Genomic DNA, 21,048 nt, shown 5'->3' with positions numbered 1-21,048 from the left:
CCCACCAAATCAGAATCAAACCCTAAAAATGCGCCAGTTAACAAAATTTACTGTTCGTAATGAGGGGGAGATCTGGCACAGAAAACATCAAAATTTGCGGCTTTGAGACGAATTACAAAGATTCATAGAGAGAAGCGATGCACGCAGGAAACGCGGTAGCGGAGAAAAGTAGACTAAGACGTTAAAAAGTCAGTCATTGAGAAAAGAAAAAGCCCAGTAAGAATACTGGGCTTTTTGCAGTGTCATGTGTTTACTTGTGCTTCTTGTACATCGCTTCAATTTGCTTTTTGTAGCGCTCAAGGATCACTTTACGGCGAAGCTTCATGGTAGGCGTTAACTCACCTTGTGCCATCGAAAACTCTGTTGGTAGCAAGGTAAACTTTTTCACCTGCTCAAACTTAGCCAACTCTTTTTGCAATTCTTCGACGCGTTTTTCGAACATTTCGACCACTTCGCTGTGCTTAATCAGCTCCATACGATCGTGATATTTAATGTTCAGTTCCTTCGCCCACGTTTCCAGCGACTCAAAGCACGGAACAATCAGCGCGGAAACAAAGTGACGCGCATCAGCGACAACCGCAATCTGCTCGATGAAGTGGTCTTTACCCAGCTTGCCTTCAATCACCTGTGGCGCGATGTATTTACCACCCGAGGTTTTCATCAGCTCTTTAATACGGTCAGTAATGAACAGGTTACCTGCCGCATCTATATGACCCGCATCGCCCGTTTTCAAGAAGCCATCTTCTGTAAAGGTTTCTTCAGTTTCTTTAGGTTTGTTGTAGTAACCCTTCATCACCATTGGGCCACGAACCAAAATCTCGTTGTTTTTACCGATCTTCACTTCGGCCATTGGCATTGGCATGCCAATCGAATCTGGATCAAACGATCCCGCTTCCCAACAAGAGACTGTCGCTGTTGTTTCAGTCATGCCGTAACCCAGCTTAACGTTCACACCAATAGCGTGGAAGAAACGGCCAATTGCAGGCTCAAGTTTCGCACCGCCACACGGCATCATCTTGATGTTGCCGCCCAGCAGTTGACGCAGTTTGCTCAGCACCAACTTGTCTGCCATACGGTGAGCTGATTTCAGCCAAGGTGCAGGCTTCTTACCTTTACGGGTGATTTCACCCATCAGGTTGCCGATAGACACAGCAGCGCGGAACATGCCTTTTTTAATCGGACTTGAACCAGCGACTTTCTCATGCACTGCGCTGTAAATTTTCTCGTAGAAACGAGGCACAGCGGCCATAACCGTCGGCTTTATTTCCTGCAGCGCATCACGGATACCATTGGTATCAGACAGATAACAGTTCGTTGCACCGTGGTGCAGCACGTAGAAGGTCCAGCAACGCTCGAATACGTGTGACAGAGGCAGGAATGCCAGCGACACATCATGCTCACTGATGCCCAATACCATGTCATGACTTTCAACCTGTGCCGCCACGTTGGCATAATCCAACATCACGCCCTTTGGCTCACCTGTGGTGCCTGAGGTGTAAATCAGAGTCATCAGGTCGTCCATAGCCGCCTGAGAGATACGCGCGTGCAATTCAGGTTCAACGTTATCGTTACCCAGTTGCTCGAATGCAGCCCAACTCATACCTAGTTCATGGCCACCAAAATCAACCGCTTCACTAAAGCTGACGATCTTTTCCAGTGATGGCACTTTCGCGGCAATTGACATTGCCGCATCTGCTTGCGCCTGATCACCAACAAACAGAATGCGGACACCTGCATCATTCAGAATATAGGCTGCCTGATCAGGGGTGTTCGTTGGGTAGATAGGCACAGGTACACAGCGGACTTGTAGTGCAGCAATATCTGCAATCGTCCACTCTGCACAGTTGTTTGAAAAAATACCGATTTTGTCTTGTACTGCCAGTCCTGAAACCAGCATCGCACGTGAAATGCTATCAATGCGTTCACCGAAATCGTGCCAGCTTATGTCGCTCCAACCCTTGCCGGTTTGGAAACGCAGTGCAGTCTTGTCGCCCCGCGCTTTTACTTGCTCGCGAATACGGTTAACGATATGAAATTCCAGCGCCATTCAATTCTCTCTCAGCACATCTTGCCCCGGTAAATACCGCTTCTGGGCAAACAAATAATTAGCTAACACATGTAAGCTCAAACTTTCCCGCAGTGTAATGACTCAACAGTTAATTACAAGAGAAAGCCACCATACTTTGGTGAAAAACTAGACAGAAAAAATAACGAACACCGTTCATTTCAGAGTACACCTGTTCTCTCAACAACAAAAAAAGTTGTAACAGGCTGTATCTGAATTTTTGCGAGCCACAAAAAAGCCAGCTTGCGCTGGCTTCTCGTACATTATGGTGACAATTACACCAATGAATTACCACAAATTGACAACAGTTGATCACGCATCCACAGGTGACCTTTGTCTTTTTCCGCCGATGCATGCCAACTTAGATAACCACTAATACGGTTATTGTCGATGGGCAGCGGCAAGGTTTTTAGGTTGTCACGGTATTGACCACCTTCAACCATCCAACGGGGCGCAACGGCAATGAGTTCGGATTGACTGACCACGTACAGGATATTGCTTAGGCTTACACCCTGATAAGCTTCTCGGTAGCGCCCATCTCGGTATAAAACCTCGGCATATCCCTGCATTTCGCCATTACGTTTTAACACCGCATGTGCTTCGCTTTGCAGTTCTTTTGCCGTCAGCAGATCGCCAAGTCTAGGGTGGTTTTTATTTGCCACGACAACCAGCTCATCATTGAACATTTCTGTGCTGCAAAAGCCGCTTTCACCAAAGTGAAGGTAGTCGACAACAAAGTCCACTTCTTGGTAGCGAAGCTTGGTTGCGATATCACGGTTAAACTCAGTTTCAACCTGCACTTTTACATTTGGAGCCAACTGGCTAATGGTGTTGAGGATCTGTGGGGCAAAGCGCATGTCAGAAGGACTACAGATCGCAAGCCTGAAGGTACGTGAGCTGGTTTCAGGCAAAAAGACTGACGTAGGGAGTTCATTCTTAATCAATTGAATCGCTTGGCGAATTGGGCCAAACAACTGTCGTGCTCGCTGCGTTGGCTTAATGCCACGTCCATTGCGAACGAACAACTCGTCATTGAACATTACTTTCAAGCGAGACACAGCATTACTCACCGCAGGTTGCGACATTCCCAGGCTCTGAGCTGCACGTGTAATGTTTTGTTCTTGCATCACTGCGTCAAAAACAGTGATCAAATTAAGATCGACGCTACGTAGCGTCAAATCGGTGCGGTCGTCCAATTGTTGAACCGATTCTTTCTGTGTCATACCTAAACCTTGGCGGTTGCGTGATTCTATAAAACGTCATTTCGTTCCGCAGGTATGCATCTATGCCTCTAAAAAGTCGTTAAACAAAAGAGCAGAGGCATAAAGTCACATCCATACAGCCATGTGTACGTCAAACGTTCGTTCAAGTCGGCCCAGTGTAATCAAGTAAACTGAACACAAGGTAACCAGACTCTGAACTTAGTAACATGGCTATGTGACGTGACCCCAGTAAATTGTTATAAAAACTTGTCCACCAGTGGAGAGGAAAATCTAAATTCGGCTAAATTTAGTGCTTAAATTTCATAAATATAGCTCTAAAAATAGCCATTAACCAATCCATCAATAAAGCATTCACCCTATCAATGCATTAGGTTTTAATATTAACCTCAGACGATAATCGCATACTAAAAAGCGCGCGTTTTCGCCGCTGGCTAGGCCAAAAATCGGACATTAAATCTGTCACATGTTCAGGGTATGTCACCTGAGACCATAGCGCATCGCGCAATTGGTCCAGCGTTGATAAGTCCCCTTGCGCCACCCAATCAGCCAGAGCCGTTGCCACATCAGGGAAAATCACACGGTTACTTTCCCTCTGCGCTAGCCAGGTCGATATTGCCTTTTTATCGAGAGTATCCATGGTCGAGGCAAGTCCCATCATATCGAGTGTGGCTACATTACTCTGTTGTTCAAACTGACCACTCAAGGGTTTAAGGAGAAGTTTCTTTCCGAGAAACAGGGCTTCTGACGGCAGTTCAAATCCCCCATTAGCAATAACACCCGCACAGCTAAGTAGAGCACGATGAAATTCAGACTTACTCAATGGACGAATTTCTACATTGTCTCGCTGAGTTGGCGACGGGCAGTCTGGATGAAAGCAAACAAAGGGCTCTGAAAAATGCCGGAGTGTATCGACGACATCTTCCAATCGCTCAAACGGCAAATACGTCAAAATCGTTTTGCTACGCTCAGTCTTATCGCATTTTAAATCGATAATGGGTGGCAAGATTGGTTGATTGAAATGGTACCAGTGAAGGCCTACTTTCATTTCCGTGGGGGCGAAATGGCACATAATGAAGCGATCAACGAGCCCTTGTCCGTGCTTAGGCACATCACACAAGAACGCTGATTGGTGGCTAATTGATAGGGAAGGTACTCGCTGTCGCTTAGCAGCATGTGCGGTCACAGGTTCAAAATCGGAAATGACCAAGTCGAAGTGTCTGACATCCAGAGCCTTCACGTCTTTGATAAATTGCCATAGGTCGTTACTTTTTACCGTTTTGACCAGATCAACCTTACCAGCATGACTGATAAACGTAAGCCCTTTTCGGTACAGGTAATCACCAAAAATTTCCATATCGAAAAAGGCATTTTCCGGCCGGCCCGAAAAGAGAAACTGAACCTCTATATCATCATGGTCAGCAAACGCTTCAGCCATCGCCCTTGCTCGCGAAATATGACCATTTCCCGTCCCTTGCACACCATAGAGTATTTTCATTTTGGCTCTCACAAATGATCTTACGTATTTTGCAATGGCAAGCTGCTCAGAAGCTCAATGCCAACGCCGCACAACCTAACCCCAGTAGCGCACCGACGAAAACATCAGAAATAAAGTGCACACCTAACAGCACGCGAGACAGTCCAATGGCAGCTGCCCAGCTCCAGTAAATCTGGCTAAAATCGGGATAAAAATGGCTTAGCAATGACGCCATTAAGAATGCCGCCGCCGTATGCCCTGACGGCATGCTGTAGAGATCTGACGGTGTGATAAACGAGGGTAGGTGTTGAGGACGCGCACGACGAAACCGTCTTTTCAGTGACATATAAAGCGGCACTTCGATGGCAAAGGCCATTAAACCGCACGCGAGAAAAGCCAGCCCACGCGCGCCATCACTTATTGCCAAAATGACACCAATGGCCGCATAAAGATGTCCGTCTCCGCTTTTTGATACCCAACGAAAAATACGCGCAATATCGGCACTAAACCGATGCCCGAGGCAAAGCGACGAAAACGCCTGATCAACCCTTTGAATTGCAACGAGACTCCGCATTCACCCACTCCATTTGTCGATGATTCACCATCAGCTTAGGAGGGGGGAATGACAGAACCGTGACGCTTTGCCGAAGGATTGATGAAGTTTCGCCCCTCAACCTAGTGCGTTAAATCGTGAGTGCTTCATGCCGTTTTACCTTTCCAAAATCCGCCAAAATGGCGTAAGCCACAGGGATCATAAACAGCACCAACAAGGTAGATGTGAATATCCCAAAGACGATTGAAATAACGAGCGGCTTAACGACTTGCGCTTGCAAACTGGTTTCCAACAGCAAAGGCAAAAGCCCCGCAGCTGTGGTTAAGGAGGTAAGAAACACTGCTCGAAAACGCTCTTGGCTGGCTTGAACAACCGCACTATAGACATCCTCACCTTCATCGAGATGGTGACGAATATACTGCACCAGTAAGATGGAATCGTTCACCACCACGCCAGCAAGAGACACAAAACCCATCATGCTAGGCATACTTAACGGATGGCCAAGGAGCCAATGTCCCCAAATAACGCCGATGAATGCCAACGGAATGGCAATTAGTACAACAAAAGGTTCGAGATAACTGCGGAACTGATAGCTGAGAATCACAAAGACTCCAAAGAGCCCAAGTGCAAACGCGACACCCATCGATTGCCCTGTTTTGGCGGAGTCCTGACTTTGTCCTTCGAACAGCACCCGTAATCGTGGATATTCTTGTTGAAGCGTCGGTATCACCTCTTTTTTTAGTTGAAGCAGCACATCCCCAATGCTCACCTGACTTTGCACCACATCACCGAAAACACTTAACGTACGCAACCCATCAATTCGCTGAATACGAACAAAATTGCGCTGATAGTTCAGCTCCGCGACCGTGGACAGTGGCACCTGACTACCATCGGGCATCACAATGGGAAAATTCGCAAAACTCTGAAGGTTACCCGCATCTGTCTTGTCCAGCCTGACGTCGATTTCGATGCTCTCCGGCCCCACCTGAATTTCATCGGCAGTTTGGCCAAAATACGCAGCGCGAAGCTGTCTTGCGATCATTTGACCATTGATACCAAATGCCTCAGCCCCGGGGCGCAGTGTCACTTTGACTTCTTCCTTTCCTGGGCGCATATCATCAAGCACCCCGGAAACCCCTTGAAACTTTGTAATAAACTGCTGAATAGCGACGGAGGCTTCTTTGAGCTCATCCAAATCATCATGCTGCAGCCGAATATCAAAGTCGCGACCGCCGGGCCCCATTGCAGGTTGCTTAAACACTAACGACACCGGATCAGTCAATACGCCCGTTTCTTCTTCCCATTGCGCGAGAAAGTCATCGATAAGGGTTGATCGCACTTCTGCACTGCGCAAATCTAAGCGGACTGTAGCGATATGCTGACCGCTTTCATCTGCATCCGCATTGACGTTGAAGTGCTCTGTGATGTGCTCAATGAGAGGTTCACCGCCCTCTTTTTCTTCGCTCCAACGTTGTCCAATCCGATTGGCTGATGCCACGAGCGCATCGACCACCTGTTCGGTTTGAACCAGCGATGACCCAGGAGGCAAAATTACCCGCGCTTCTGCGATATCGCCATCCAACTCTGGAAACCCAACAAAGCGCACCGCACCAGAGACAATCAAGGACGCTGAGATAAGCAGCATAGCGATGACGCCACCAACAAAGGCATACCGCCAATCCACAGCCTTAGTGACCAGCTCCGCTAATTTCCCGGCTCTAAATGCTTCAAACCTCTCGAGAAATACACGCTTAAATGCAAGGTCGGGCTTAGGACTCCCTGCATTGGCAAGCGAGTGTTGCAAGTGGTGAGGGAGAATTAAGAATGCCTCAATTAGACTGAGGGTTAAAACCAGAATCAAGACCATGGGTACGACACGCAGCACCGCACCCATTTCACCTTGCAAGAAGATCAGACTGCCGAAAATACACACCGTGGTGAGATACGAGGAAACAACACCGGGCAGTACTTTCTTCACCCCATTCACCACCGCCTCTTCAAGCTTTTGTCCTCGGTCTATATGCGATGCGATCGACTCAGAGATCACGATGGCATCATCCATCATGATCCCGATTGCCATAAGAAGTGCGACCAAAGACATGATGTTGATAGACAGGCCAAGCTGCGCCATCAAGAAAAAGCTGCCTAGGAAGGCAACAGGAAGACCTGCAGCAACCCAGAATGAATAACGCAGTGAGAAAAACAGCCACATGACACCAAATACCAAGATCACCCCTTGCCATGCATTTCGCGTCATCATGGTGAGGCGATCCCAGAGCAAGGAAGAGAAATCATTGGTCAGATTTAGCGTCACGCCATCAGGGGCGATCAACTGTTGATCATCGACAAACGTCGCGACGCGGTCTTTGATCCGCAGGGCATCGTCTGCCTTATTCTTGCTGATCTTAAGAATCGCAGAGGGCTTTCCATCGAACCACACTTTTTGCTCGTCCAGCTCAAAGCGTTCAGTCAAGGTGGCGATATCCTGTAGCCGCACAACACCGCCATTCGGATCAGCCGCGATGACAATCCGGCCTAACGTTTCAGCGGCGATACGCCTTTCATCAAAACGAATTAACAGGCTCTTATCGGCAAGTTCGACATTACCACTCGGCAAGTTGATGTTTTGCGCCGACACTTCTGCAGCAATATCGGCGATGCTAAGGCCAAGTTGCCTAAGCGCACTCTCTTTTACCTCAATACGGATTTGTTTATCGGAGAAACCTGAAACGGTGACCAAAGGAACGTCGTATTGGTGTTTGAGGATCTGTTTGAGATCTTCCGCGTACGCTTTCAGCCCTACCCAATCGGTGTCTGCAGCAATCGCAACATCAACCACAGGTTCGTTCCAGTCTAACTCTCTGACAACGGGCGGTTCGATATCACTAGGGAAATTGTTGATGGCATTAATCTGGGTTTGAATGTCCACCAGCATGCGGGAGATATCCGCAATAGGCGTGAGCTTCACCACTAAAGATGCCGCACCTTCCAGTGCCTCACAGCGCGTTTCTTCGATATTTGAGAGGCCGTCAATGGCTTCTTCCATCAACAAACAAATGTTTTGCTCTACCTGCTCAGGGCTTGCACCGGGATAAGCAACGCTGGCGAGAATATAAGGGGGAGCAAACTCAGGAAAAGTCTCTCGCTTTAATTGCGGCAGCGCGGTCAGACCCAATAGGATCAGCGTCAGCATAAGTAGGTTTGCTGCAGTGGGGTGTCGCGCAAAAAAGCGGATCATGACGCATCCCCTTTCGCCTCATTTGACGCCTTTACAGCCACACCATTGAGAGTAACTGCACGCAAGGTCATTCCGGGGACTGCGGGCAATATGTCGTTCAACACCACAACCTGCCCTTTTTGCAGTGCGCCCTCAATCGCCACCAAATCGTCTTTCCTAAATAGCACCTCGATAGGAAGGACACGCAATTTACCTTCTTCCAACAGGTAAATATTGTCACCACGCAATGCCTGTTCCGGTATCACCCAATGCGGTCTGGCTTGCCCTTCAATGGACGCTTTAACAAACATGCCATTAACTAACGGTGGCAGTATCGCGTCACTATGGGCCGTGACACCTGTTAACGGAATTTCCAGAATAACACCGACGGTTGCCTGATTGAGATTGACCGTATCACTGAGGCGCGCGACTTGCGCTTGCCAATCACCTTGAAACGAGCCGCTGGACAAGGTGACCTTGGCGGTAAGATCGTCGAGAGGTGGCGTGTGCGTATCGCTTCTATCCAAACTGTCGATCAGCGTCTGCATATCGTGGATGGAGACTTGCGCATCGACTTCTACATCGTCCAACCCATGTGATACCAACATGATCTGTTGAGGCGTCACGACTTGATCGAGTTCGATGTTCACATCAGCAATTCGGCTGTCGATGGGTAATGTAATCTCTGTTTTTTCAAGGTTTCGCTGCGCTTGTTTTAAGGCAAGTTCGCTGGCTGCAAGTTCGGCTTGGGTGATTTTCTTATCATCGGGTAAAACGTTTAGTTGGGCGTCGAGATCCTGAACACGAGATTGTTGAGAAAGAAAAGATTGCTGTTCAGCATCGAGAGCAGATTGGGAGGTGAGGCCTTTTTGTTGAAGATTTCGTTTTCGCGCAAGTTCATCTTTGCTGAGTGCTAGCCTGCGCTGTTCAATCGACAAGGTCGATTTTAGGTTTTTTTCATCTAAATTGAGCCTCGCCAATCGCGCCTGTTTGGCGTTGAGATCAGCTTCAGCTTGAGCAACGGCTATTTGGTAATCGGTTGGGTCAATCTTCAAAAGTACCGTACCCGCCGCGAGGATCTGTCCTTTTTCCAAATCTGGATGGCGATAGATCACCTTGCCATTAACTTCTGCTATCGCCTGCCAAATATGCTTAGGTGTCACGCGGCCAAAACCCGTCACTTCTGGCGCAATCGGTAATCGCTGAAGTGTTACTACATCAACGTAACGAGCTTTAGACAAAGAAGGTTTAACGGGAATATCCGGACGGGTTTTTAGCGCGATAAACAGCACGGCTACCCCCACTGCAAGCGCAGGGAAAAACAACAACTTTCTTTTTAGTGTCATAGAGGAGGCTCTCCCTGGACCTTGAAAATTCCATGTTGTAACAGCGCAGCATTATGCCCAGCCAACCGAAGCAAGTAGCTTTCGTTCAAGGATATACCCTGCAACGCAGCCATGCCTTGAGGCATGATAAAGGGCAACACCATCAGGCTAAAGAAACTCATACGCGCCAACTCGGGATCGATATCATCGCGAAGTACCCCTTTTTCCTGAAAACGTGCAAACAACATTTGCTGCACAGGCAGAATAATGTCGTGAAACAGCTTCTCAATTGCTTGCCGTTGCTGATCCTGACCATCGAGCATCATGCAGCGAAAGATCAAAGAAGGCAGATTGGGGCCGACAGACATGACCTTATAAAATGCCTCTACAGCGTCATTTAGTGTTTCTACCCTTCCATCTTGGATGGCTTGTCGAAGATTTGCGATGATGGGAGCGGCATTTTCTCTGACGGTTGCCTCAAAGAGTCCCGCTTTATTGCCAAAGTAGTAGCGAATAAGTGCCACATCCACACTCGCACTTTCTGCGATCTTTCGGGTGGATACTTTGTCATAAGGTTTAGACAGGAAAAAACGTGTCGCCTCTTCAATAAGGGCTTCTCTTGCACGGGAAGTGCCTGTCGGACGTCCGGGTCGTTTAGCCATACGGCACCTTAATTCAACGCTGTTGAATTAATACTACGCTGCTAACTGACACATTTCTCACACTTTAATTCTACAGTTCCCCGTTTTGTGATGAATTTCTGAACGCCAAAAACAAGCAGAGAATAAAACCAGACTTAAGGCACTTTTGTGGTATTTTTCACCACACTTAACATTTTGAATAACGCATTCTTGTTATTTTCTATTTTGATATTGACGTTTTGGTGAACGGTTTGGTATTCATTTGTGCAGACCATTAAAGGATTCTGTAACAATGATGATGCGTATTTTCCTCCTAGACCTTCTACTTCTCGTGAACAATTCGCGCGGGTAGGTCATGGACAGAAAATAACATCCAAAAGACTTATAAAAACCCGCGCAGAAGCGCGGGTTTTTTCGTATGACCTGCCAGCAGTGCGGATTACTCATATCAATCTCAGTAAGTAGTGAAAAAACTGTTTGCGACATTGGTACTCAACGGCAACAGAGGGAACGACCATGAAAGACCGAGTCATCATATTTGACACCACTTTACGTGACGGCGAACAAGCGCTGTCTGCAAGCTTGACGGTTAAAGAAAAATTGCAGATTGCACTCGCGCTCGAGCGTTTGGGTGTTGATGTGATTGAGGCGGGCTTTCCCGTGTCTAGCCCGGGTGATTTTGAATCGGTACAAACGATCGCGAAAACGATCAAGAACAGCCGAATCTGTGCCTTGTCTCGCGCGGTCGATAAAGACATTGATGTCGCTGCCGAATCACTGAAAGTTGCCGAAGCCTTCCGAATTCACACCTTCCTGTCTACATCGACTATCCACGTTCAAGACAAACTGCGCCGTAGCTACGATCAAGTTGTAGAAATGGGTGTGAATGCCGTTAAGCGCGCACGCCGTTATACCGACGACGTAGAGTTTTCATGTGAAGATGCAGGCCGTACACCGATTGATAATCTGTGCCGCATGGTAGAAGAAGCGATCAAAGCCGGTGCAACCACGGTTAATATTCCCGATACCGTAGGCTACACCGTACCGGGTGAATTTGGCGGCATCATCGAGACCTTGTTCAACCGCGTACCCAACATCGATAAAGCAATCATCTCTGTCCACTGCCATGACGATTTGGGCATGTCAGTGGCAAACTCAATTGCAGCAGTGCAAGCAGGCGCACGCCAGATCGAAGGGACAATTAACGGCATTGGTGAACGCGCGGGTAACTGTGCATTGGAAGAGATTGCCATGATCATCAAAACACGCGGCGAGCTGCTGGGTGTGGAGACTGGCATCAACCACAAAGAAATCAGCCGCACCAGCAAGATGGTTAGCCAACTGTGTAACATGCCAATCCAATCGAACAAAGCGATCGTTGGCACCAACGCGTTCAGTCACAGTTCTGGTATTCACCAAGACGGCATGCTGAAAAACAAAAATACCTATGAAATCATGACACCTGAGTCGATTGGTTTGGGCCAAAAAGCCTTGAACCTGACCAGCCGCTCCGGTCGTGCCGCTGTGAAGAGCCACATGGACACCATGGGCTACAGCGAGTCAGACTACAAATTGGATACCCTGTACGAGTCTTTTTTGAAGCTGGCAGACCGAAAAGGCCAAGTCTTCGATTACGACTTGGAAGCGCTGATGTTCTTCAACAACTTGCAAGAAGAGGACGACTTCTACAAATTGAAGTACCTGAGCGTGCAAAGTGGCAGCGTGATGGCAACCACCAGCGTGACCTTGCAGTGTGGCGATGAGACCATCAGTGACGCTGCGATTGGTAACGGTCCGGTTGACGCCTTGTATCAAGTCATTTACCGCGTTACTGGCTACGACATTGTATTGGACAAGTTTGACCTGACCGCAAAAGGCGAAGGGGAAGACGGCTTGGGACAGGCAGATATCATTGCCAACTACAAAGGTCGCAAATACCACGGCACAGGTGTATCGACAGACATTATTGAAGCGTCAGGACAAGCTCTGCTGCACGTAATTAACAGCATCTACCGTGCTGATCGCATCGCACAAATTAAAGAACAAGCAACTTTGAAAACGGAGACAGTTTAACCATGGCAGGTACTTATAAGATTGCCGTTCTACCGGGTGATGGCATTGGTCCAGAAGTCATGCAGCAAGCACACAAAGTGCTGGACGCAGTGGCGAAGAAATTCTCTATCACCTTCGAAAAAGAAGAATATGACGTTGGCGGTATTGCCATCGACAATCACGGCACACCGCTGCCAGAGGCAACACTGAAAGGATGTGAAGCAGCGGACGCTGTTCTTTTTGGCTCAGTGGGCGGTCCAAAGTGGGAAAATCTGCCACCGAATGAGCAACCTGAGCGTGGTGCCCTGCTGCCACTGCGTAAGCACTTCCAGCTGTTCTGTAATCTGCGTCCTGCGCAAATTCACGCAGGTCTGGAAGCGTTCTCGCCACTGCGTGCAGATATTTCAGCGCGTGGTTTTGATATTGTCGTAGTACGTGAACTGACTGGCGGTATCTACTTTGGTCAGCCTAAAGGCCGTGAAGGCTCGGGGCCAGAAGAGAAAGCGTTCGATACCGAAGTTTACTATCGCTACGAGATTGAGCGCATTGCACGCATCGCATTTGAATCTGCGCGTCTTCGCCGCAATAAAGTCATGTCGGTAGACAAGGCAAACGTACTGCAAAGCTCAATCCTGTGGCGTGAAGTCGTCGAAGAGGTGGCTAAAGACTATCCTGATGTCGAGCTGTCACACATCTACATCGACAACGCGACCATGCAGCTCATCAAAGATCCATCACAGTTCGATGTGATGCTGTGTTCGAATATCTTCGGCGACATCATCTCTGATGAATGCGCAATGATCACAGGCTCCATGGGCATGCTGCCATCTGCTAGCCTAAACGACAGTAAGTTCGGACTGTACGAGCCTGCGGGTGGTTCAGCACCAGATATTGCGGGTAAAAACATTGCTAACCCAGTAGCGCAAATCCTGTCTGCCGCTCTCATGTTGCGTTATAGCTTGGGCGAAGAAGACGCCGCACGCGCTATTGAAGCCGCGGTAAGCCATGCACTTGAGGCCGGTGAACTGACAGCAGATCTGGCGGGTGATAAAACACCGCTGACCACCTCTGAAATGGGTGACAAGATTGCAGCGTACGTAAACGAAGCCTAAACGCACTGGAAGCGATAACGAATTATAAGGAAGACAGGGCAATGTCAGCGAAAACCCTTTATGAAAAAGTCTACGACGCCCATGTGGTAGTAGAAGCTCCGGGCGAAACCCCGCTGCTGTATATAGACCGCCACTTGGTGCACGAAGTAACATCTCCGCAAGCTTTTGACGGCCTGCGCCAACATGGCAGACCTGTTCGTCAGGTATCAAAAACGTTCGCCACCATGGATCACAACGTTTCTACAGAAACCAAAGACATTAACGCCTCAGGCGAAATGGCGAAGATCCAGATGGAAACACTGGCAAAAAACTGTGAAGAGTTTGGTGTCACCCTTTACGACATCAATCACCCTTTCCAAGGCATCGTTCACGTCATGGGTCCAGAACTGGGTATCACCCTGCCGGGCACCACTATCGTTTGTGGTGACTCCCATACCGCCACGCACGGCGCATTTGGCTCATTGGCATTTGGTATCGGCACCTCTGAAGTTGAGCATGTATTGGCAACGCAAACGCTGAAGCAAGGCCGCGCTAAGACCATGAAAATTGAGGTCAAAGGCAGCGTTGCTGACGGCGTAACCGCAAAAGATATCGTGTTGGCAATCATCGGCAAAGTCGGTCATGCAGGCGGCACAGGTTACGTGGTTGAGTTCTGCGGTCAGGCGATTGAAGATCTGACCATGGAAGGCCGCATGACCGTGTGTAACATGGCTATCGAGTTGGGCGCAAAAGCAGGCCTTGTTTCACCAGACCAAACCACGTTTGATTACCTTGAAGGCCGCAAGTTTGCGCCGACAGGCGCAAACTGGGATGCTGCGGTTGAATACTGGAAAACGCTCAAAACGGACGTAGACGCAGAGTTTGACGCGGTAGTCACTTTGGAAGCGACGGACATCAACAACCAAGTGACGTGGGGCACCAACCCAGGTCAGGTTGTAGGCGTGAACGATGTCGTTCCTGCGCCAGAGAGCTTTAGCGACCCAATTGAACGCCATTCCGCTGAGCGTGCTCTGAAGTACATGGGCATAGAAGCAGGCCAGAAAATCACTGACATCGCCATCGACAAAGTCTTTATCGGCTCTTGCACCAACTCGCGCATCGAAGACATGCGTGCCGCCGCCGCAGTCGCGAAAGGTCGCAAAGTGGCATCTGGCGTGCAGGCACTGGTGGTTCCGGGTTCTGAGCAGGTGAAAGCCCAAGCGGAACAAGAAGGTTTGGATAAAATCTTTATCGACGCAGGTTTTGAATGGCGCTTGCCTGGCTGTTCAATGTGTCTGGCAATGAATAACGATCGCTTGGGGCCAAAAGAACGCTGCGCATCCACCAGCAACCGCAACTTCGAAGGCCGCCAAGGCCGTGAAGGGCGTACACACTTGGTAAGCCCAGCAATGGCGGCAGCCGCAGCCGTTGCCGGTCACTTCGTTGATGTAAACAGCTTTGACATTCAAAACGGTTAAGGAGTCACCATGTCAGGAATTAAACAACATAAAGGCTTGGTGGCACCGCTGGACGCAGCAAACGTCGATACTGATGCCATCATCCCTAAGCAATTTTTGCAGAAAGTCACCCGCATTGGCTTTGGTCAACACTTGTTCCATGACTGGCGCTTTCTCGACGAAGCGGGCCAACAGGACAATCCAGAATTTGTTCTGAACTTCCCACGCTATAAAGGCGCAAGTGTACTGCTGGCGCGTGAGAATTTCGGCTGTGGCTCTTCACGTGAACACGCCCCGTGGGCACTGGCTGACTTTGGCTTTAAAGTGATGATCGCCCCGAGCTTTGCTGACATCTTCTACGGTAACTCCATCAATAACCAAATGGTGCCCGTGCGTTTGACTGAAGCGGAAGTGGATGAGCTGTTTACGTTTGTAGAAGCCAATGAGGGCGCAGAGATTGCACTGGATTTGGAAGCGCAAACCGTGACAGCAGGTGACAAAACCTATTCGTTCGAAATTGATGAGTTCCGTCGTCACTGCTTGTTAAACGGTTTAGACAGCATCGGCCTGACGCTTCAGCACGAAGCGAAAATTTCAGAGTACGAAGCGAATATCCCCCCATTTCTTGCATGATTTAATATCTCGCAACTAAGCCGACTCATCGAGTCGGCTTTTTCTATGCTTGGGTAGAGATTCTGGGCACTAAGGAAGGTCTACCATGCCGATACGCATTCATCTTTATGCACTCTTACTACTTTTTTTGTTTGCACCAACACAGAGCACCGCTAACACGGTACTGGTCTTTGACCCTGCGACGTCTAAAAGTGACAAGCAAGCAAAAAGATTGATCGAAAGCATCTCCAAAGACATGGTTAAGCTCGTCAATGCGGAAATGCCCGTCCCTGAAACGCTCACCATTCGTTATGGCGATCTTGATGGCCCACTGTTCGATCCTCAAACCTTGACGATACAAATGCCGTATCAATTTGTGCATTATGCCAAAGAAAGATTCGACAGCGTGCCGCCCTCTCAAGAGGGGCTAACCTCCGACGAAGCAACAGAAGCTGCAGTGCTTCACACCTTGCTGCACGAGTATGGCCATGCCTATCTGGCAATATGGGATTTCCCTGCGCTTGGCAAAGAGGAAGACGCCGTAGACAATTTCGCCACACTCATGATGATCCATTACTATGATGATGACTTGGCTTATGCGGGCGTCGACTTGTTCGCCATCGAGGACATGGATACAGAGTATTTCGACGATGTCGCGATGTGGGATGAACACAGCTTAGATGGTCAGCGGTTCGCCCAATCACTTTGTCTGATTTACGGCAGTAACCCAAAGAAATATGCTGACATTATGGACGAGGATCTGATTGAAATGGAACGCGATCAGTTTTGTCCGTTTGAGTTTGAACTTCAAACTAGAAACTGGATGCGCGTGATAGAGATGCTCAACGACATCGAATAAAAATACCAACAATACGGTCTACATACACATTCAGGGAAATATGAGTTATTTGATGATGTCTATTCGCGCACTTTTACCGTCTGCGGTTTTGGCGGTTATGATCTTTCCAGCAACACTTCATGCTGCACCTAAAAGCGATTTGTGGCCGATCTGGAACCAAAGCAATGACGCTAATGCAGCCACGTTTGATCACCAGAAATGGCAGCAGCTTCTTGATACCTACATCGTGGTTAACGGCCAACACACCCTTTTTAACTACAAAGCCGTCACGCCCACTGACAAAGCCTTGTTGGATCAATACATCATCGACCTGACTGCTCTGGACCCAAGAAACTACAACAAAGCAGAGCAGTTTGCCTATTGGGTCAATCTCTACAACGCCCTGACAGTTCAGCTGATCCTTGATGAATACCCCGTAAAATCGATCACCAAGCTCGGCGGCTTTTTGAGCTTTGGTCCATGGGATGACGATATCACCAAGATTGCAGGACAAACGCTGACCCTAAATGACATTGAACACCGCATATTACGTCCAATCTGGAACGATGAACGCATCCACTATGCCGTGAACTGTGCCAGCCTTGGTTGCCCTAACCTCGCACAAACCGCCTTTACTGGCAAAAACTCCAACGCCCTATTGAACGACGCAGCAATACAATTCACCAACAGTGATAAAGGCGCGAAGATAGATGAAAACACACTGACCCTGTCCTCCATTTACGAATGGTACGGCGTGGATTTTGGCGATAACGAACAAGCGATTCTCCGCGCCATTGATACGTATCGCGATGGTCAGAAGCTCGAAGGTTGGACAGGAAAAATCAAATACGATTATGACTGGAAATTAAATCAACCCTAGTTATATCAACCAGATCTCATACTCACAACAAAGGGCGCAGATTGCGCCCTTTGCTATCTCTATTACAACGTTTGGTTTACAATACTGACCATCTCGTGGGGAGCTGACACTGTCGGCTGAGAATGCGAACGCTAAACCCATTATCCAAACCGAGTTTGGGTAGAAACCTGATCCAGATAATGCTGGCGTAGGAATGAGATGTCACAAGCTCCCCGCTTTCGACCTCACCCCTCGCCACACATTGATGTGAGGCAACGATGAAATATTCCCTTTCAGCTCTGATGATAGCGATGACCATGGCCGGTCCCGCAATGGCTGACGAAAAAAACACCCTGACAGTTTATACCTATGACTCTTTTGCAGCCGATTGGGGCCCAGGCCCTGCGATAAAAAAAGCGTTTGAAGAACAGTGCGGCGGTTGCACGCTGAAGCTTGTCGCATTGGAAGATGGTGTCACGATTTTGAACCGTCTACGTCTGGAAGGTAAAAACAGCAAAGCCGATGTCATTTTAGGCCTCGATACCAACCTGATGGCGGAAGCAGAAAAAACGGGCTTGCTGGCCACACACGATGTTGATACCAAAGCAGTGAACCTGCCACAGGGCTGGAACAACCAAACGTTCGTGCCTTATGACTATGGCTACTTCGCGTTTGTCTATGACAAAACCAAACTCGAGAACCCACCGAAAAGCCTGAAAGAACTGGTAGAAACGCGTGACGATATTTCAGTCATTTACCAAGACCCTCGCACGTCTACGCCAGGACAAGGCTTAATGCTATGGATGAAATCCGTCTACGGCGATGACGTGACAGAAGCTTGGCAACAACTCGCGAAGAAAACAGTCACAGTCACTAAAGGTTGGTCTGAAGCATACAGTATGTTCTTAAACGGCGAGTCAGACATGGTGCTCTCGTACACCACGTCACCTGCCTACCATTTGATTGCGGAAAATAACCCGAATTACACCAGTGCTAACTTCGAAGAAGGTCACTACATGCAAGTAGAGGTGGCCGCGAAAGTCAAAAGCTCTGACAACCCAAAGCTGGCCGATGAGTTTATGCAATTCATCTTAAGTGACGGTTTCCAAAGCGCAGTGCCGACTGGCCAATGGATGTACCCCGTCACCAACATCACGCTACCTCAAGGCTTTGAGACGCTGTCTGTGCCAGCCAAAAGTCTGCAATTCACGCCTGAAAAGGTCGCTGACAACCGTCGCGGTTGGATCCGTGAATGGCAATCGGCACTGGTAAAGTAATTCATTCTGAGTGATAGAAAAAACGTGCTGAACCCTTCTCGCACATGGCCAGGTGTTATCTCGGCCACAATCATCGCGGTGCTCATTGGCACCGCGTTGTTTTCGCTGGTGACGCAAGCCCCGACGCTTGATGTATGGTCACTTTGGCAAGATCCATATCTTCAACACGTCACCCTATTCAGTATCAAACAGGCTTTCCTGTCTACACTGCTGTCGGTAGGTTTAGCGATTCCTGTCGCTCACGCCCTATCGCGTCGGACCTTCCTCGGGAAGACGCTACTACTGCGTCTTTTTTCAATGACGCTGGTGCTTCCAGTGTTGGTCGGTGTCTTCGGTATCTTGGCGATTTACGGAAAAAGTGGCTTTCTCGCTGACTGGCTACCCGCCATCGGCTTATCTTGGGATGTGAGTATTTACGGGCTGTCCGGGATTTTGCTGGCCCATGTTTTCTTTAACCTGCCCTTTTCCGCGCAATTGTTAGTACAAGCACTCGATCAAATACCCAGTGACCAACAACGGATCGCCTATCAACTCGGTATGCATGGCTGGCATCGATTTAGGTTGCTCGAATGGCCGTTTATGCGCCAGCAATTGCCACATGCGATTGGTCTGGTATTCATGCTGTGTTTTACCAGTTTCGCCACCGTCATGGCATTGGGTGGCGGTCCAAGCGCAACCACGATTGAGCTTGCGATATATCAAGCGATTCGCTTCGATTTTGATTTGCAGACGGGTGCAATTCTTGCGCTGTGGCAGTTACTGCTCTGTGGACTTTTCCACGTGGTAGCACAACGTTTCACGCGTCCTATTTCGCAGCAAGGCAAGGACAGCCATATCGCCTTATCCCTGAAGCTGGATAGCCCTGTCGCCAAAGTGTGGGACAGTGTATGGATTGGTGCCGCCCTGTTATTGGTCTTGCCGCCATTGGCGTCAGTTGTACTCAGCGGCCTTAATCCTAAGGCCATCGGCGTACTTAGCCAGCCCGAGCTTTGGCACGCAACATTCAATTCCTTACAAATTGCAGCAGGAACAGCGTTGTGTGCATTCATCCTTGGCAGTGCCATTGTACTCACCAGTCGGTTTTGGCGCCTTTCAGGTAAAGTTAGACGAGCAGATAGCATTGAAATGACAGCGTCTTTGGTGCTTGTGGTACCAAGTGTCGTACTGGGTACGGGATTCTTTTTAATGCTGCGCGAGCATATTGATGTTTTCAGCTCACCCTATTGGCTGGTACTGACGGTGAACACACTCATGGCGTTGCCTTACATCGTCAAGGTGCTGAGCCAGCCCGCGTTTCAACTTGCTCAGCAATATCAAAGCCTATGTAACAGTCTTGGAATTAAAGGGCTAAACCGCTTACGTCTTATTGAATGGCGGGCACTTCGGGCTCCGATTGGCCGCGCATTGGCAATCAGTTTTGTGCTTTCAACTGGCGATTTGGGCGCAATTGCACTTGTAGGCAGTCAAGATTTTCAAACCTTGCCTCTGTACCTTTTTCACTTAGTTGGTAGCTATCAAATGGAAGCAGGTGCTGCGGCAGCCCTTGTACTTTTTGGTTTAAGCCTGGGCAGCTATGCCCTTATTGAAGCGTTTATCGCGAGGAAACGTCATGCTTAACGTCAGTGATTTGTCCTATCAGTATCAGACGGAGACACTGTCTTTTTCCTTTACCGCACCCTCTGGTTCTATAACGGCGATTCTAGGCCCAAGCGGCGCAGGTAAAAGCACACTTCTGACATTGCTTTGCGGCTTGTTGCCGCCAAGTCACGGCAGCGTCTCTTTCAACCATGAAGCCTTTACGGATAAATCAGCACATGAGCGGCCACTCTCCGTGCTCTTCCAAGAGCACAACCTGTTCAGCCATTTGAGTGCCTTTGACAATATTGCATTGGGTATCAGCCCAAGCCTCTCTTTAACAACAGAAGATAAGCAACGCGTGCAAAAGGCGGCAAAAACGGTAGAGCTAGATACCTATCTCGACCGATTCCCCGGGCAACTTTCTGGCGGCCAAAAACAACGCGTAGCACTGGCTCGGTGTTTAGTAAGAGATCGCCCCTTATTGCTGCTTGATGAGCCTTTCTCAGCACTAGACCCATCACTCAGAAAAGACATGCTGTCCCAAGTTAAACAGTTGGCACAACAATTCGGGACCACGATTTTGATGGTTACACACCACCCCGAAGATGCAATTGCGATAGCAGACAGCGTACTGATTATCGATAAGGGGCAGGTTTCCCATCATATTGATATATCAGAACTTACTGCGAAAAATGAAAAGATAAGGCCTTATCTTTCATAAAGATATAACACACGCACTGGTTAAACATTGCGCATCAAATAACCGCATCTATACTTGTTTTTAAG

Annotated in this window: 16 protein-coding genes; 9 read left to right on the top strand and 7 right to left on the bottom strand. The window is 48.7% G+C overall.

Translation table 11 applies throughout. The annotated features are described in order from the left end of the window. Positions 1–250: 250 nt before the first annotated feature. The 7 genes from LRP49_RS10650 to LRP49_RS10620 form a co-directional block, all read right to left on the bottom strand. The gene (locus LRP49_RS10650) at positions 251–2,047 is read right to left on the bottom strand and encodes an AMP-dependent synthetase/ligase (protein ID WP_274142111.1); all 1,797 of its coding nucleotides are present in this window, start codon (positions 2,045–2,047) and stop codon (positions 251–253) included. Between the two features lie 293 nt (positions 2,048–2,340). After that, positions 2,341–3,288, bottom strand: a complete 948-nt coding sequence (gene leuO / locus LRP49_RS10645; protein WP_274142110.1) for a transcriptional regulator LeuO — start codon at positions 3,286–3,288, stop codon at positions 2,341–2,343. A 367-nt stretch (positions 3,289–3,655) separates the two neighbouring features. Then, entirely contained in the window at positions 3,656–4,783 is a 1,128-nt protein-coding gene (locus LRP49_RS10640; RefSeq protein WP_274142109.1) for an MJ1255/VC2487 family glycosyltransferase, read from the bottom strand. A 46-nt stretch (positions 4,784–4,829) separates the two neighbouring features. Beyond that, positions 4,830–5,336, bottom strand: coding sequence for a phosphatase PAP2 family protein (locus tag LRP49_RS10635; RefSeq protein ID WP_274142108.1), 507 nt, complete (start codon positions 5,334–5,336; stop codon positions 4,830–4,832). 109 nt (positions 5,337–5,445) lie between these two features. Then, positions 5,446–8,553 carry an efflux RND transporter permease subunit gene (locus LRP49_RS10630; RefSeq protein WP_274142107.1) on the bottom strand — a complete coding sequence of 1,036 codons (3,108 nt, stop codon included), beginning with the start codon at positions 8,551–8,553 and terminating at the stop codon, positions 5,446–5,448. Beyond that, positions 8,550–9,878 carry an efflux RND transporter periplasmic adaptor subunit gene (locus LRP49_RS10625; protein ID WP_274142106.1) on the bottom strand — a complete coding sequence of 443 codons (1,329 nt, stop codon included), beginning with the start codon at positions 9,876–9,878 and terminating at the stop codon, positions 8,550–8,552. The genes LRP49_RS10630 and LRP49_RS10625 overlap by 4 nt, the downstream gene beginning before the upstream one ends. Then, entirely contained in the window at positions 9,875–10,519 is a 645-nt protein-coding gene (locus tag LRP49_RS10620; RefSeq protein WP_274142105.1) for a TetR/AcrR family transcriptional regulator, read from the bottom strand. The genes LRP49_RS10625 and LRP49_RS10620 overlap by 4 nt, the downstream gene beginning before the upstream one ends. Positions 10,520–11,014: 495 nt before the next feature. Between LRP49_RS10620 and leuA the strand changes: the two genes are divergently transcribed. From leuA to thiQ, 9 genes are all read left to right on the top strand, one after another. Then, positions 11,015–12,571, top strand: a complete 1,557-nt coding sequence (gene leuA / locus LRP49_RS10615) for a 2-isopropylmalate synthase (protein ID WP_274142104.1) — start codon at positions 11,015–11,017, stop codon at positions 12,569–12,571. Between the two features lie 2 nt (positions 12,572–12,573). Beyond that, the gene (leuB, locus tag LRP49_RS10610; RefSeq protein WP_274142103.1) at positions 12,574–13,662 is read left to right on the top strand and encodes a 3-isopropylmalate dehydrogenase; all 1,089 of its coding nucleotides are present in this window, start codon (positions 12,574–12,576) and stop codon (positions 13,660–13,662) included. A gap of 41 nt (positions 13,663–13,703) precedes the next feature. Next, entirely contained in the window at positions 13,704–15,119 is a 1,416-nt protein-coding gene (gene leuC, locus LRP49_RS10605) for a 3-isopropylmalate dehydratase large subunit (protein ID WP_274142102.1), read from the top strand. 9 nt (positions 15,120–15,128) lie between these two features. Further along, positions 15,129–15,731 carry a 3-isopropylmalate dehydratase small subunit gene (gene leuD / locus LRP49_RS10600; protein ID WP_274142101.1) on the top strand — a complete coding sequence of 201 codons (603 nt, stop codon included), beginning with the start codon at positions 15,129–15,131 and terminating at the stop codon, positions 15,729–15,731. Positions 15,732–15,816: 85 nt separating this feature from the next. Beyond that, positions 15,817–16,569: a DUF4344 domain-containing metallopeptidase gene (locus tag LRP49_RS10595; RefSeq protein ID WP_274142100.1), complete on the top strand. Its 753-nt coding sequence runs from the start codon at positions 15,817–15,819 to the stop codon at positions 16,567–16,569. Positions 16,570–16,621: 52 nt separating this feature from the next. Then, the gene (locus tag LRP49_RS10590) at positions 16,622–17,428 is read left to right on the top strand and encodes a DUF547 domain-containing protein (RefSeq protein WP_420791540.1); all 807 of its coding nucleotides are present in this window, start codon (positions 16,622–16,624) and stop codon (positions 17,426–17,428) included. 257 nt (positions 17,429–17,685) lie between these two features. Further along, positions 17,686–18,684, top strand: a complete 999-nt coding sequence (thiB, locus tag LRP49_RS10585; protein WP_274142099.1) for a thiamine ABC transporter substrate binding subunit — start codon at positions 17,686–17,688, stop codon at positions 18,682–18,684. Positions 18,685–18,708: 24 nt separating this feature from the next. Next, on the top strand, positions 18,709–20,301 hold the full coding sequence (gene thiP / locus LRP49_RS10580; protein ID WP_274142098.1) for a thiamine/thiamine pyrophosphate ABC transporter permease: 1,593 nt from the start codon (positions 18,709–18,711) through the stop codon (positions 20,299–20,301). Continuing rightward, positions 20,294–20,983 (top strand): thiamine ABC transporter ATP-binding protein, encoded by a 690-nt coding sequence (thiQ, locus tag LRP49_RS10575; protein ID WP_274142097.1) that lies wholly within the window; start codon positions 20,294–20,296, stop codon positions 20,981–20,983. Before thiP ends, thiQ begins: the two co-directional genes overlap by 8 nt. The last annotated feature ends 65 nt before the right edge of the window (positions 20,984–21,048 follow it).

This window comes from Enterovibrio qingdaonensis (assembly GCF_028683135.1).
In the GTDB taxonomy this organism is placed as follows: Bacteria; Pseudomonadota; Gammaproteobacteria; order Enterobacterales; family Vibrionaceae; genus Enterovibrio; species Enterovibrio qingdaonensis.
This window is presented reverse-complemented; position numbering and strand designations above follow the sequence as displayed.